Origin of the sequence: Paenibacillus sp. LjRoot56 (assembly GCF_964253335.1) — a bacterium.
GTDB classification, from domain to species: Bacteria; Bacillota; Bacilli; order Paenibacillales; family NBRC-103111; genus Paenibacillus_E; species Paenibacillus_E allorhizoplanae.
The window spans coordinates 1012010-1027724 of sequence record NZ_CAXURV020000001.1 but is presented as its reverse complement, the minus strand read 5'-3'; the positions used below and the strand labels follow the sequence as shown (position 1 = coordinate 1027724).

Annotated in this window: 12 protein-coding genes; 5 read left to right on the top strand and 7 right to left on the bottom strand. The window is 43.1% G+C overall.

What is annotated here, in order from left to right; translation table 11 throughout:
* Position 1: 1 nt before the first annotated feature.
* The 5 genes from ACSQ8O_RS04730 to ACSQ8O_RS04710 form a co-directional block, all read right to left on the bottom strand.
* Positions 2–1792, bottom strand: coding sequence for a cache domain-containing sensor histidine kinase (locus ACSQ8O_RS04730; protein WP_436240628.1), 1791 nt, complete (start codon positions 1790–1792; stop codon positions 2–4).
* Between the two features lie 107 nt (positions 1793–1899).
* On the bottom strand, positions 1900–3255 hold the full coding sequence (locus tag ACSQ8O_RS04725; RefSeq protein WP_056611880.1) for an ABC transporter substrate-binding protein: 1356 nt from the start codon (positions 3253–3255) through the stop codon (positions 1900–1902).
* Between the two features lie 146 nt (positions 3256–3401).
* On the bottom strand, positions 3402–4229 hold the full coding sequence (locus ACSQ8O_RS04720) for a carbohydrate ABC transporter permease (RefSeq protein ID WP_436240627.1): 828 nt from the start codon (positions 4227–4229) through the stop codon (positions 3402–3404).
* Positions 4230–4249: 20 nt separating this feature from the next.
* Positions 4250–5194 (bottom strand): carbohydrate ABC transporter permease, encoded by a 945-nt coding sequence (locus ACSQ8O_RS04715; protein WP_436240626.1) that lies wholly within the window; start codon positions 5192–5194, stop codon positions 4250–4252.
* Between the two features lie 274 nt (positions 5195–5468).
* Positions 5469–6914, bottom strand: coding sequence for a DEAD/DEAH box helicase (locus tag ACSQ8O_RS04710; RefSeq protein WP_436240625.1), 1446 nt, complete (start codon positions 6912–6914; stop codon positions 5469–5471).
* A gap of 124 nt (positions 6915–7038) precedes the next feature.
* Between ACSQ8O_RS04710 and ACSQ8O_RS04705 the strand changes: the two genes are divergently transcribed.
* The 5 genes from ACSQ8O_RS04705 to ACSQ8O_RS04685 all read left to right on the top strand — a co-directional run bounded on the left by ACSQ8O_RS04705 (position 7039) and on the right by ACSQ8O_RS04685 (position 14037).
* Positions 7039–8625, top strand: coding sequence for a spore germination protein (locus ACSQ8O_RS04705; RefSeq protein ID WP_436240624.1), 1587 nt, complete (start codon positions 7039–7041; stop codon positions 8623–8625).
* Positions 8626–8663: 38 nt separating this feature from the next.
* On the top strand, positions 8664–9851 hold the full coding sequence (locus ACSQ8O_RS04700; RefSeq protein WP_436240623.1) for a Ger(x)C family spore germination protein: 1188 nt from the start codon (positions 8664–8666) through the stop codon (positions 9849–9851).
* A 262-nt stretch (positions 9852–10113) separates the two neighbouring features.
* Positions 10114–11214: a GerAB/ArcD/ProY family transporter gene (locus ACSQ8O_RS04695; protein WP_436240622.1), complete on the top strand. Its 1101-nt coding sequence runs from the start codon at positions 10114–10116 to the stop codon at positions 11212–11214.
* Positions 11215–11335: 121 nt separating this feature from the next.
* Positions 11336–12082: an ABC transporter ATP-binding protein gene (locus ACSQ8O_RS04690; RefSeq protein ID WP_436240621.1), complete on the top strand. Its 747-nt coding sequence runs from the start codon at positions 11336–11338 to the stop codon at positions 12080–12082.
* On the top strand, positions 12079–14037 hold the full coding sequence (locus ACSQ8O_RS04685) for an FtsX-like permease family protein (RefSeq protein ID WP_436240620.1): 1959 nt from the start codon (positions 12079–12081) through the stop codon (positions 14035–14037). Before ACSQ8O_RS04690 ends, ACSQ8O_RS04685 begins: the two co-directional genes overlap by 4 nt.
* Before the next feature lie 6 nt (positions 14038–14043).
* Here ACSQ8O_RS04685 and ACSQ8O_RS04680 read toward each other — a convergent pair whose 3' ends face one another.
* Complete coding sequence (locus ACSQ8O_RS04680) at positions 14044–15042, bottom strand: sensor histidine kinase (protein ID WP_436240619.1); 999 nt, start codon at positions 15040–15042, stop codon at positions 14044–14046.
* A complete protein-coding gene (locus tag ACSQ8O_RS04675) occupies positions 15039–15713 on the bottom strand; it encodes a response regulator transcription factor (RefSeq protein WP_436240618.1) in 675 nt (224 codons plus the stop codon). The genes ACSQ8O_RS04680 and ACSQ8O_RS04675 overlap by 4 nt, the downstream gene beginning before the upstream one ends.
* Positions 15714–15715 lie beyond the last annotated feature (2 nt).

The window sequence follows — 15715 nt, the reverse complement described above, 5'->3', positions numbered from 1 at the left end:
GTCACACCTCCTTCTCTGGTTGCTGTGGAAAGAGCAGAATAATCTGAGTGCCGTGTCCCAGACTGCTTGCAATATCGTAATCGAAACGATGACCATAAATCATCCGAAGTCGCTCAAACACATTATGTATACCGATGCCCGATAGGGAAGGACTGCTCGCTTCTTCCACTACAGGCAGTATTGGGGTGGCTTCTAAATGATTGCGAAGCTCCAACAACCGCTCTGGGGTCATGCCAACACCGGAATCCTGAATCTCCACTTGCAGTCTACCATCCTCTGCAATTCGGGAAATAATCGTTATTTCACCTGCTTTACTTTTAAGGCCGTGAATATAAGCATTCTCAATAAGCGGCTGCAGCAGGAAACGCGGAATTTGAATAAGAAGGGTGTCCGAAGCCGCGGATACTCGCAGGATAACCCGATCCCCGTGCCTCGAATTCAATAAACGAACGTAGTGCTCGTTGATCCCAATCTCTTCATGGAGCGTTATGTATTCGTTATTGCGATTGATGGTCATACGCAAAAGAGCAGACAATGAGCTGATCAATTCCGCATTCTCTTCGTCGCCTTTCATCATGATCTTCAAACGAATGGAATTCAATACGTTAAAAAGAAAATGCGGATTAATCTGCGCCTGAAGCATTGCCAACTCTGCTTTGCGCTTGAGCTCTTGCTCTCGCTTATTCTCGAAGAGCGTCAACTCGATCCTATCGATCATCCGGTCAAATACATAGCCGAGCCGACCGACTTCATCCCCGCCACTAATGTTAGATCGTTCACTCAATTGACCAGACTCGATTCGCACGACGGTTTGGACAAGCTTGGCAATAGGTTTCGTCAATGTACGGACCACATAGAGCAGCACAACTGCGAACAAGAACAGAAACACCAATTGGATTCCGAAATCTGTCTTTCGAAAAGACTGGATTTGCTGTGCTGCCGCTTTATACGGCGTCATGTTTACGAGCTTCCATTCTGGTGTGACTTGAGCACTCTGCATGATATATTCTTCACCAGCTACCTTCACGAAGGACGTGCCCTCTTCCGGAGGAAGTTGATCATAATAGGCGAAAGGCTTACCGATCTGACTTGAATCTTTATCTACCAAAATTTTGCCTTGTGCATCGATGATAACCATCGATTCATTATCCTCATATTGCGCAAATAATTTCTGCACTACACTCGGTTCGAGACCAACAATGACGTACCCATACGTAGCACCATTTAGACGAAGTGGCTTAACAGCTTCTAATAGATAGGATTGTGAAGATTGCTGACTGTAATTAGACTCAGCTCCAATCCATTTCACGCTGTACCCGCCTGACTGCATGACATCCCGCATCCACGCTTTCTCAAAAAAGGATTTCGGATCGAAATTAGTTGTCGTATAGGTCGCATAGTACTGCCCATTCGGGAGGAGTAGCGTTAGCACTAAATTTTCCAACGGACCAATGACCGTGTCTATCCGTTTATTTATCGTATTCTGACTGATATAAAGATCTCCAATGGAGGTTGTTTCGTCCGCATGACTTAAGTTCAATATGGGCTCCCGAAGATCCACATCAAATTGAACGAAATTCATCATATACAACATATTCTTCATCTGCCCGGTAACAATCTGATTCGCAATGAGCATCGATTGTCGCGCATTATCGGCGACTTGCGTTCGAACAGCATCCCGTGTAAGCAAATTCGACACATTCATTGATACGATTGACGGTAACACCAGACAAATCAGAATCGTTAGTACTAATTTATTACGAAGTGATAATGTGCGAAACCATTGCAGCACTAACGTTTCCCGCCTTCCCCAATAAAATGGGAAAAAAGAGGGGCCCTATGGCCTCCTCTTGCTTCCTATACACATTATACCAGTAAAGTTAGCCTAATCGTTACCGATTACTTTGCATTACTTTTTCTGATGTCTTCAATTTTAGCTTTTGCTGTTGAAATTGTTTTCTCCAAATCTTGTTTGCCTGTCAAGAACAACTCAACTTGCGTTAAGTATTCTTTCTCTTGTTGCAAGGCATAAGTTGGAGGAACAACCAATTTTGTAGATTTGTTCACTTTTAAAGTAGACAGCAAGGAAGTTTTGTCAATGAATTTCACTTGATCTGGCTTGCCGCTTGCAAGGATCGCGTCTACGTTTTTGTTAATATCTGCTTTTTTCCAACCGGAGAAGAACAGACCTTGTGTTTGGATTCCTTCTGTTGTGTACCATTTCACGAAGTCATAAGCCGCTTGTTTGTTCTTGGAGTTTGCAGCTACACCCATGAAGTCAGCGCCTACTTCAGTCAAACCGTTTGTATCTTTCGCATCATATTTCGGATACGGAGCAAATACCGTGTTGAATTTCGCGTTTTGCGCTAGCTCACCAACCATCCAGTTACCTGTTGCTAGCATAGCTGTTTTACCTGCGTAGAATACGTCACGGTAAGCCATTTTTTGCGAAACAACTTCGAAGTAAGGTACGGACGATTTATCCACGTTCTCCAATTGGTTACGCAGGTTCAAGGAGAAACGAACTTGTGGGTTATCAATGTTCTCAGTACCATCGGATTTCACCAAGTAAGGGTTATCCATGTTGTTGTTCAAACCAAGAAGCGCGTAATCTTTCCAGTTATGGAAGTAAGAACCGTATTGTTTCGCAGCGCCTTCGCCTGAAGTTAATTTTTTCGCATATTCCGCATAGTCATTCCAAGTCCATTCTGTTGGAACTGGAAGCTTAGCTGCATCTAATTTATCTTTGTTCAAAAGAACGAACCACTCGATCATTTTACCAGGCAACGCATAGTATTTACCGTTAACAACTGGATCAAGTTTGTACTCGTCTTTGACAACGATGTTATCTTTTTTCAAGTACTCATCAAGCGGCTCTAGGATACCTGCTCCTACACGTTGTGCGAAATCGGAAGCACTGGAGTACATCACAACGTCCATTTGCTCGCCGGAAGCAGCTAGTAGGTCAAGCTTTTTCATCCCTTCTTGGGAATCACCTTTCTCAGACATGCTCTCATAAACGACTTTAACGTTCGGGTGAGTTGCATTGTAGGCTTCTACTGTTTTGTTCCAGTTACCTTGAGCTTCTGTATACCATGCTTGTACTTTAATCGTTACAGGCGCTTTAGTTGATGATGTTGCTGTACCGCCAGGCGTTGTCGTTGATGCAGCGTTATCTTCACTTTTACTTCCGCAACCTGCAAGTGCAGCACTGATCGCTAGAACACCACTTAAAACGAGTAAACTCTTTTTCATATGAACCCCTCCAAGAAGATATTTGTATGATGTTTCGCAAACTGAAAACCTTTACATGACGAATCGTAACAAACTTAGTTTGAGCACACGAGGCAATATTTTAACCTCATGCACTCTTATTTTGACATCTTGCTTGTAACTGGTGTTTAACCTTTTACCCCACCCATGGAGATTCCTTCGATAACTTGCTTCTGTCCAATGATGAAAATGATCAACAATGGCAAGATCGCAGAAACGGATGCGGCCATGATGAGGGAGTAGAACTCGCCATTTAAATCGGCAAAGGAATGAATCCCTAGCGGAAGCGTGAATAACGACTTGTCTCTTAGGAAAATCAATGGATTCTGGTAATCATTCCACGTCCAGATAAAGCGCAGAATCGCATATGTTGCAATCGCAGGACGTACAAGCGGTGTACAGATGGTCCAGAAAATGCGGGCATGACCTGCACCATCAATCCTTGCAGATTCCATGTACTCATCATGGATACCTAGATAGAACTGACGCAGCATGAACGTACCCAGTACACTAAACGATCCTAGAAGAATAAGTCCTAAATGTGTATCGTACAGGTGCATCGAACGAAGCAGAAGGAATTGCGGCACCAGAATCGCCTGACTTGGAATCATATAAATAGCAAGAACGAGAACAAAGAGAACATTCGAACCACGGAACTTAATTTTGGAGAAAGCGTAAGCTGCCATGGATGAAAATAGTACGGATAATGCTGTCGTGATGACTGAAACCTTAATCGAATTCCAGTAGTACAGCGGAAATTTCGTCGTCCAAACTGTTTTATAATTTTCAATTAGGCTAAAATGTTTAGGAATCCACTGTATCGGGAAAATGAATACGTCGGCTTCTGGTTTCATGGATGCTGAGATCATCCAAAGGAATGGCGTCATGAACAGGATGCCGAAGAGAGCCATCAGTATCGTTACAATTATCTTTTTGGTACTTTTTTTGTTATCCATGTGTGAACCTCCATTCTATTTTAGTAGTTGACCCATTTACGTTGGCCGAACCATTGAATTAGCGTGATCAAGAGAACCAGAATCACAAGAACAATCGCCATCGCAGAGGCATAACCAGATTGTAGGTTAACGAAGGCTGTTTCATATAAACGAAATACCACAACACTTGTTGAATTTGCAGGACCGCCATTCGTAAGTACGGAAATGACATCGAAAACTTTGAACGTTCCGATAATACCCGAAACGAGTAAGAAGAACGTAGTTGGCGACAATAAAGGCACGGTAATGCCGTAGAACTGCCTCCATTTTGATGCCCCGTCAATATCAGCAGCTTCATAAAGATCTTTCGGAATAGATTGAAGTCCTGCCATGAAAATAATCATGTTGTACCCAATATTGATCCACACCATCAGCCCCATCACACAGTACAAAGCATAATCAGGATCAGCCAGCCATTTTGGCGGATTCGCAAAGCCCCAGTCCATCAATGTCTGATTAATAGGTCCGTACGTAGGATGAAAGAGAACTTGAAATACGATCGCTACCGCAACAACACTTGAAATATAAGGAATGAAGTAGATAACTTTGAAAACACCTTTGAAATACACTTGCTTATCAATCAACACCGCTAAAACCAGTGAAACAATGAGCGTTAACGGAACAACGACCATCAGAATCAAATTATTTTTCAATGAAAGTAGAAAGACACTGTCATGAATCAGCTTTGTAAAGTTGTCCAATCCGAGGAATTTCACCTTGGAAAACCCGGCAACAAAGTTCCAATCGGTAAAGCTCAATAAGAAGGAAGCGATGATTGGAAATAACGTAAAAATGAATAAGCCGATGACCATGGGACTAACAAAAAGATATCCGGCCAAATTCTCTCGAATTTGCTGTTTAGATTGTTTAGATTTCACTTTGGTTCTTGGGATACTGCCTGCTTGCGATTGTATATGGTTAGCCATGAAATTCACCCCATGTCGTGTTTTCTATAGTCTACCTTGTGTGCGATTCATGGATAAGTCACAGAATTGACCCTTTCGAGTAATATTTTAACCTGCAGGGTCAATTTTTATTAGAAATGGGAGCATGCGATCGGCTTATAAGTGGCCACAATCCCCCTTATAGGCCTGCTAATCCCCCTTTGCTCCGGACTCTTGATGTACGCGTGGAAATCACCGTTACAGAGCGAGCGCAAAAAAACCAGAACGCCACTTGGCCCTCTGGTCTCCTACATCCTTACTTATTCGCTTCATGCACCTTCAGCAGTTTCCCTTTGATGGTTGTGTTCTTCATGATCTTGAGCACCATCGGCCCTTTGCCATTCAAAATGTCGACGTACGACACATTATCCTGAATCGTAATGATGCCGATATCCTCCGCGGTGACACCTTCAATCTTGGCGAGTGTGCCGACAAAGTCGACGGCGCGAATCTTTTTCTTTTTGCCCCCGTTAAAATAGAGCTTCATGATGCCCTTGTTCAACTGGTCACTGCGATCCCGCTTGATGACAGGCGTCGCCTGCATCTTCTGATCGAAGGCTGCTTGCTTTGCGGCAACCTCTTCGGAATCTGGTGCATCCTTCCTTGGAATTTCGAAGCCTAGATAGCCCTCGATATCCGCAAGGAACTTGTCCTCATACGGCGTTACGAACGAAATCGCCTTGCCCGTCTTCCCTGCTCGTCCTGTTCGTCCGATCCGGTGGACGTAGCTTTCCTTCTCCATCGGAAGATCATAGTTGATGACATGCGTGATGTCCTCCACATCGATCCCACGCGCCGCGACGTCCGTGGCCACGAGGAATCGGAACTCTCCTCGCTTGAATGCATTCATGACAAGGAAACGATCATCTTGAACCATGCCGCCGTGAATCTTATCACAAGGAAAATCTAGCTGATCGAGCTGGTTGTAGAGCTTATCGACATGCTCTTGTGTCCGGCAGAAAATAATGCAGTTCTCCGGATTCTCCATCACGAGCACATTTTGAAGCAATGGCCACTTCTCGTTCTCCCTTACAGTGATGAGAGTGTGTTCGATCTGAACCTTCGCTGCTTCCGGTGTTTCAATCTCGATATCGATCGGCTTCCGCAGATACTGATGACACAGCTGCTCTACATCCTTCGGCAAGGTTGCCGAGAAGAGCATCGTCATCCGATCCGTCGGCAGCTCATCAATGATTGCGCCAACCTGTTCAATGAAGCCCATCCGCAGCATTTCGTCCGCCTCATCGATGACCAGATATTTCAGGCGCTCTACATCCAGCGTCCCTTTCTGAATATGATCCAACACACGCCCTGGTGTACCAACGACCACGTGGCACTTCTGATGCAGCTCAATCTTCTGCTTGGCAAAAGGCTGCTTCCCATACAGAGCAACCGCTTTAATCCGCTTAAAACGTCCGATGTTCGTCATATCTTGCTTCACTTGATCAGCGAGCTCCCGTGTCGGCGTCAGGATGAGGGCCTGCGGCCTGTTCTCTTCCCACTCTACCAGCTCGCAGATCGGTATGCCGAATGCCGCCGTTTTCCCGCTTCCCGTGCGGGATTTGACCGTTAGGTCCCGCTCCTGCAGTGCGATCGGAATCACCTTATGCTGCACATCTGTCGGCTGCGTGTAACCTAGTGTAGTTAGCGCACGCGTAATATCCTCACTTAATTGAAAATCGTTAAAGCTTCTTGTCGTCACGATTTGACTCCCTTCTTGTTGCTGTGGCTCTATTCTACTACATCTGGAGGCGGAAAAGAAAAAACATGAGTGGAATACCCAACATTAGGCAATAGTAACAAAAACAAATCAGGGTGGTACGCACATGAAGAACTCTATCTTTACCTTCATGCAAAAATTGCTGAAACAAAAATACCAACCGGATATAGCTGCCAATAGCGAAGACATTCTCATTCATACCATGTCAGGTAACCTAGAAGAGACCCTTTACACGATAGGAGAAGGATTGGGTCATAGCACCGATCTCGTTATTCGAAGAATGACGATTCCATCCAATCCACCCTGCAAGGCTGCCATCATTTATTTGGATGGCCTTGCCAATGTCAAAGACATTTTGGACTCCCTTCTTATCGATTATCGATCCGGAGATATCCTTCTACCTCAACTAGATGACATACCACCGTTATCTCTCATCAAAGAATACTTATTGAAATCAGGTGAGATCACAGGTACATCTGACTTTAAAACGCTCTATCATATGGTTTTATCTGGCGATACGGTCATCTTAGTGGATGGTTATAATGAAGGGATTTGCGCGAGTACACGTGAATGGAAAGATCGCGGGGTTACCGAGCCCTCCTCTCAAACCGTTGTAAGGGGTCCTCGCGAGGGATTTTCTGAGACGTTGCGCACGAACACTGCCTTAGTTCGAAGGAAAATTAAAGATCCTCATCTATGGATGGAAACCAGACAGATTGGCCGTGTAACTCAGACCGATGTTGCCATCATGTATATCAAAGGGCTTGTAGATGACAGCGTTGTAGATGAAGTTCGCTCTCGCTTAGCACGGATCGATATTGATGGGATTCTCGAAAGTGGATACATTGAAGAACTCGTCCAGGATGAAGCCTATTCGCCATTCCCTACCATATTTAATACAGAGCGGCCCGATGTAGTTGCCGCAGGACTTCTAGAGGGGCGAATCGCAATCTTGGTAGACGGCACACCATTTGTCCTCCTTGTACCTGCCGTATTTACGCACTTTATGCAAGCAGCAGAGGATTCTTACCAAAGGTCAGATATTAGCTCATTAATCCGCCTTCTCCGTTATATAGCGCTGATGATTGCCTTACTTGCTCCTGCTGCCTATATTGCGGTAACGACCTTTCACCAAGAGATGATTCCGACAACACTGCTCGTTAATATTGCCGCCCATCGGGAGGGGATCCCTTTTCCTGCGTTTGTTGAAGCATTTCTTATGGAAGTTACATTTGAAATCCTACGGGAAGCCGGAATCAGAATGCCTCGTGCCATCGGGCAAGCCGTCTCTATTGTTGGTGCGCTTGTCATTGGACAAGCCGCCGTTGAAGCTGGATTAGTGGGACCAGCAATGGTTATTATCGTGGCGATAACAGCCATCTCTACCTTTATTATCCCTTCCTTTAACATGGGAATTTCCATTCGGATGATCCGTTTCATCCTGATGATTTTCGCTGCTTCTCTTGGTCTATACGGGATACTCATTGGCATTATTGCCTTGGTGCTACATTTATGCAGCTTGCGTTCTTTTGGCGTTCCTTACCTAGCTCCATTCGCACCCTACAATCTGGGAGATCAGAAGGATAATGTCATTCGCCTCCCACATTGGGCATTACTGAAGCGTCCCAGCTATATTAGTCCAAACAATAGACAGAAACAAACAGATAATCCCCCACGGAAACCAGAATCCTAAGCGTGATCAGCCAAATTCGGGGAAGGTGATCAATACCCATGATGAAACGAGCTGTACTTATTATCCTCCTCCTGATGATCTTAACGGGTTGTTGGAACCGTAAGGAGCTTGATCAGATTTCCTTAGCAACAGCTATTGGCATCGATAAACAAGGGGATCATTATAATATTTCCGTCCAATTACTCAACTCCGATGAAATCACGTCATCGAAAGGTGTTGGCCAGCGACAGCCCGTTGTGACACTCCAGATTAGCAGTGGGAGCACGATTTTCGAGTCATTTCGCAAGTTGACAACGAGCTCACCACGTAAGATTCTTTCTTCCCATCTACGTATACTTATCCTAGGAGAAGAACTGGCTGGAGAGGGTATCTCCAAGGTGCTGGATATTTTATCAAGAGATCACGAACTGCGCTCAGACTTCAATATCTTATTAGCTAGAAATGCTACAGCCAATGATATCTTACAAGTGTTGACTCCACTGGAGAAAATTCCTGCTAACAAGCTCTATTCTTCTCTCATCTCATCCGAGAAAAATTGGGGAGTTACCACAAATGTTGACTTGCATCAACTTATTTACGATCTCGTGGATCCAGGTAAAGATCCCGTGCTTTCTAGTGTTCATATTAAAGGGGACGTGACAAAAGCGAAGTCCCGCGAAAATTTAAATTCTGTTCTTCCTCCCGCAACTTTGGAGTTTAAGAGCCTAGGTGTTTTCCATCAAGATCAGTTTGTTGGATGGTTAACAGACAGAGAAAGCAAAGGCTACAATTATGCCCTAGGTAACCTTCAAAGTACGGTTGTTGCGCTTCCGTGTCAAGCAGGTGGCAAAATGTCCATAGAATTGATTAGTACAAGGTCCAAAATCAAAGCAAGATTTGTAGATCAACAACCTCAGGCCTTCGTCAATGTTCGAGTCGAGGCGAATATCGGAGAGGTAGCCTGTAGATTGAACTTAAATTCCACCTATACGATACAAGCCATCGAAGAACAATTAAATGAAGAAATTAAGCAGACAATCCTAGACGCTGTGGCCAAAGCAAAGTCTTACAAGTCAGATATTTTCGGATTCGGAGCCGCCATTCATCGTGCCAATTATAAGCAATGGAATCTAATAAAAGATAACTGGGATCAAGCTTTTGTTGATCTTCCTGTTCAAGTGACTGTGCAATCCAGAATCCGCCGTACAGGCTCAGTTGTTGAATCTTTTATTGAACAAATGGAGTGAATAGGCATGATTTGGAGTCTTATTATTGTTTTTGTCTCACTTTGGACACTGAAGGTTCAGATCTCTCATTTAAGAGCAAAGCAACAGCACAGAGAATTCTGGTTTTTCATGCTATCTCTCAGTATTTCCGCCCTATTGAGTATAGCTATAAGTTTAAAGTTACCGCTGATCAATCCATTAGATGTGATCTCTTACTTATTCAGACCCATGGGGAAAATGATCACAACCTTACTCACGTAGCTGCAAGTCAAAGGAGTTAGTGATGTTTAATAACGAGAAAATCAACCTGCGTCAATTTAAAATATTAGTTTTGCTATTCAGCTTGGGAAGTACGATCATTATCGTCCCATCTGTCCTTACGGCTTTTGCCCATCAAGACGGGTGGTTGTCTGCCGCTCTAGGTATCGCTATGGGTGGAGCGACGATATGCCTCTATGTTGCGCTAAGTAATCGGTATCCGAGTCACTCTTTAATGGCTTATAGCGAATTGATCCTCGGAAAATGGTTAGGGAAATGCATAAGCACCATCTTCTATCTCTTTATTCTTATCATCGCTTCATTGGTTCTTCGTAATGTCGGTGACTTTATTACAACCATTATCATGCCAGAGACACCTATTCAAGTTATTCACTTTACATTCTTGCTGATTATTATGCTGGGGGCTGGGTTGGGCTTAGAAGTGATTGCTCGCGCTGGGGAGATTTTCCTACCTTGGGTTTTGTTATGTATAGGTGTTCTGGTTGGCTTTCTGATTCCACAGATTAAGATTGAACGCTTACCACCTATACTTGAAGCTAGTACCAAAGCTATAATTCACGGAAGCTTGTCGGTTCTTTCTATTCCCTATCTGGAAATGGTCGTCTTTCTGATGATCTACCCTGCTATTCACACCAATTTGAAGAAAGGCAAAGGGTTTATTCAAGCAGGCTTTATGGGTGGCCTAATCATTTTTTCCATAACCGCTTTATGTATCGTCGTACTTGGTTGGGACTTCACTTCACGCCATACTTTTCCCAGTTACACATTAGCTAAAAAAATCCACGTCGGCGGATTCATCCAACGCATCGAAGTATTGGTTGCCATCATTTGGTTTGTCACCATCTATTTCAAACTCGTCATTTGCTTCTATAGCTCACTGGTTGGACTGCAGCAGATCCTGGGCTTGCGTACCTATCGCCCTTTCATCGTGCCGAGTGCGCTTATGCTGTTTGCGCTCGCCTTCCTTGTTTACCCTAACATCATTTATTTCCGAGATTTCGCTTCTAATATTTGGCCTCCATTTGCCCTAACGATCGGGCTGTTCCTGCCTTTAGGTTTGTTGATCATATCTTATTTTAGACCTGCAAGCAGGATGAACAATTAAATGAAGGATTTGATATCGCTTTTTCATGCAACATGACAAAAACGTCACTTTAGATCCTGGTATATCGATGGTTAAAGAGTCCCTTACTCGGTATAGTAAGATGAAGAAGGAGGGCGAAACTATGGCTACAATTATTCAAACCAAAAATTTATCCAAATCATATGGCAAAACACAAATCTTAACAAATATTGATTTAACGATTGAACAAGGAGAATTCACCGCGATTATGGGGCCATCTGGCTCAGGTAAAACGACATTAATGAATATGCTCTCCACGATCGACGCCTTTACGGGTGGGGAGGTCTGGATCGAAGGGAAATCGCTGTTAGATTTGAAAAAGAAAGACCTCCGACAATTCCGTCAAAAACGAATGGGATTCCTTTTTCAAGATTACAACTTACTGGATACCCTAACGGTAAAAGAAAATATTCTGCTGCCGCTCTCGTTGCAAAAAACACCTGTGGCGGAGATGGAGCAGCGATTAGCGACATTAAGTGAAGCGTTAAATATTGAATCGATCTTACATCAGTATCCATCTGAAATTTCCGGTGGCCAAAAGCAGCGCACAGCTGCCGCACGTGCTATCATTACGAACCCAGCGATTGTGTTTGCCGATGAGCCGACGGGGGCGCTTGATTCCCGATCTGCTACCCAGCTGTTAGAACAAATTCAATCACTCAATCATACCTTTAAGACTACCGTTCTGATGATCACCCACGATCCGTATGCTGCTAGCTATTGTCAGCGCGTTATTTTCCTCCGTGATGGCAAAATCGTCAATGAAATGTTCAAAGGCGAACAAACCGAGAAGGAATTCTTCGACCGAATCCTGACGATTCAAAGTGCCATAGGGGGCGACCGGCGATGAGTTTGTTTGATTTATCATGGAGGAATATGAAGCGGAACTTCCGTTTGTATGCCATATATTTCATTTCCATGCTTGTCGGGGTTATCATTTACTTTACCTTTTCTGGTTTAATGTTTAACGAGGACGTCGTTACAGCCATTCAAAATAAAGAAAACTACAAAACAATCATTTTTATTGCCTCCATGATTGTCTTTGCGTTTATCGTGTTTTTTATTTTGTACGCCAACTCCTTTTTTATGAAACAGCGAAAAAAAGAATTCGGTATGTATATCCTTTACGGGATGAAAGAAAGACAAGTTGCCGCAATGGTCTTTTACGAAACGTTATTTCTAAGCGCCATTTCTGTAACCAGTGGTATATTCATCGGTGGATTACTATCGAAATTTTTCGGTAAGATACTAATGAACTTAATGCACTATAAAGAAGACATTTCTTTTGCTTTTCCACTTGAAGCCGTCGTCGCAACGATTTTGTTATTCGCTTTATTAATTTGCATTATCACGGTTCAAAGTTATTTGAACGTCCGTCGAATGCAGATCGTTGAATTGTTTCACGCAAAAGAAAAAATGGACAAGCCGCTTAAGTTTTCTATGCCTTTGGCCATATTGTCCATCCTATTCATTATTGCTTCCTATTACACGATTACCATGGGTGGAAGTTCAAACCTATGGAAAGATTATTTTAAAGAAACCTTACTGGCTACAACAGTGGCATTAATCGTCGGAACGTATCTATTTTTCCGCCAGTTTTCCGGTTGGATTTTACAAAAAATGAGTCAACGTCAAAATTACTTGCATGGCAACAAAATGCTGTGGATTTCCTCCCTTCGTTTTTCTATTCGAGGGAATACAGTAAACTTTACGTTTAACTCACTGATTAGTGCTGTTATCATCTTTGGAGTTGGATTTATTGCTGTAGATTACGCCGTGAAAGCTGATGTTGTAAGAAAAGAATACCCGAACGATATTGCCTTTTCGTCCCAAGATAACAGAACTCAAAAACAAATTGAACAAATCATGAATGAGTCCCATCCCATCATTGCTCATAAAACAATTACTGGCATTCAAACGGAAAAAATCGCAAATCGCAAATCGTTTCTTGACTATCCCAACTATTACACAGAGGAATTTTACATTTTCCCAGAAGCGCAACTCAATGCGATTGTTGATTTACGTGGCGTTGGTGGAAAAGTAGATGTACAAGGCGATGAAGCTATTGTTTTAACAAGAGGACTAGATACACCAATCACATATCAAAGTCCTCTACCTGAAATGACCGTCTTAAAAGATCATACATTTCATGTAGTCGAAAGAATACGATTCCCGTTATTAAGTATCCCTACAGATTCTAGTGGAGGTTCCGAACATCAGCCTTCGGTACTCGTTATTGCTGACGAGGCTTTTGAGCATCTCAAAGAAAATCGCACGCTATCTTCCTATGAAATTTATAAAATCGAAGATCCGAAAACATCCAATAACGTATCACGACAAATATACGATATCGTTATGCAGACAGAAGGATCCTATTATTCGGCCTTTATCGATATGTATTCCATCGATATTGAGTCGTCCTCTTTAATACTGTTCTCTGTCGCTTTTTTTGCAGCCATTGCGTTGTTTGCTTTAGCCAGCGTCATTTACTTTAAACAGCTGCGTGAAGCTACAGAAGAGAGAGAACACTACGCGATTTTAAGGAAAATGGGTGTAGACGATAGAGAAATGAAGCAGATCATTCGGAAACAATTGCTGTTCGTCTTTTTACCGCCACTCTTACTTGGATTGCTGCACAGTTGGTATCTTTTATACTACACGGTCATCCTGATTGTAAAAGATTCTCATGCCTTAACAACGATTATTTTTTCTGTCATGGGACTATACGTGCTAACCTATATCATCTTTTACGTGTCATCAACATCTATTTACTACAAAATTATCAACGAAAAAAACACACGATGAGTTATTTTACTCATTGTGTGTTTTTTGTCTCATTAAATAAGGATCGTTGTCATTCGGAAAATGAACGATAAATTGCGTATATACAGCGGCCTCCGATGTGCAGTCAATATAATGGCCGAGTTTATTCGATAATTGCTGAGCCAAATATAAACCCATCCCGGTCGACTTGGTATACGTTCGTCCTGTTTCTCCAGTAAAGCCGCGATTAAAGATTCGCGGAAGGTCTTTGGGGCTAATACCTATTCCACTGTCCCGAATCAGCAACTGTTTCTCTTGCGGCGTTTCGAATACGGAAATCGTAATTTCCCCGCCAAGCTCTGTATATTTCAAACTATTCGTCAAAAGCTGATTGATAATAAACTGCAGCCATTTCGGATCACTTTGAACGACAAGCGTTTCTGCTTGTAGGCCAATGCGAATTTTTTTGGAGAAAAAGGTTTTCGAATGTGATTTCACAATCTCTTTCGAAATCTGGATAACATCACAATTTTGAATCGCGTAATCCTGATTAAAACTATCCAGCTTGGCGTAATAGAGCGCTTGATCGATGTAATTTTCAATCTTCGCGATCTCTTCCCTCAAACTATTCGCGTCCATATCGGTTTGCTGAAGTAAACGAAGAACCGCAATCGGTGTTTTAATCTCATGGAACCAAGAAACGATAAAATCATAATGCTCATGCTGCCTCTCCTGAACTTGATTCATTTCGTGGATATGCTGCTTTTTGAGCTCCTCGATGTGCTGTTGGGCGAATTCCCCTTCCAGGGATAAACTGTCATAATCCTCGCTCTTCATTCGTCGGATCACGCGTACATGTTGCTGGTACCGAAATAATAGAAATCCCAGTAACATAATCGAGGATAAGGCGAAGGCATAGAAGACGGTCCCCCATACCCAGTCACCACCATGGCTATAGGTATAAAATACAACAGCTGGGATTAGGAACCCCGCCAGATAGAGATACAAATAAGACTTTTCATAGGCGAGATAGCGTAGGAAAGTCATTCGATCAAATACCCCATTCCTTTCCTGGTGACAATGTAGTCCTCCAGTCCAAGTGCAGCGATTTTCCTACGCATCCGGTTCACGTTCACAGTCAGCGTATTATCATCGACGAACTGCTCTTCATTCCACAAGACCTGCATCATGTCCTCGCGCGAAACAATTTTCCCGATATTGCGCATGATCAACTGTAAAAGAATGAATTCATTCCGGCTTAATTCAGAAACTTGTCCTTTATATTCAATCGTGGAATTGGTTACATGTAATTTCAGACCCCTATGGACGAATTTGGGGCTCTCCTCTTCCTGATAGGTATACTTCCGGCGAATCAGCGCACTGATTTTCGCGACAAGGATATCCAAATCAAAGGGCTTCTGGATAAAATCATCCCCACCCATATTGATCGCCATAATGATATCCATATTCTGATTTCTGGATGACAAGAAGATGATCGGCACCTTGGAAACCGCGCGTATTTGTTGACACCAGTAGTAGCCATCAAACACCGGAAGGTTAATATCTAATAGGATGAGATGCGGATCTGATTGCTGAAAATCCTTTAGAACCTGATCAAATTGAGTTATTTCCACCACATCGTACTGCCACTTTTTCAATGTATCCGCGACAATCCGCCTAATTTTCTCATCGTCCTCAACCATCATGATTCGATACATGC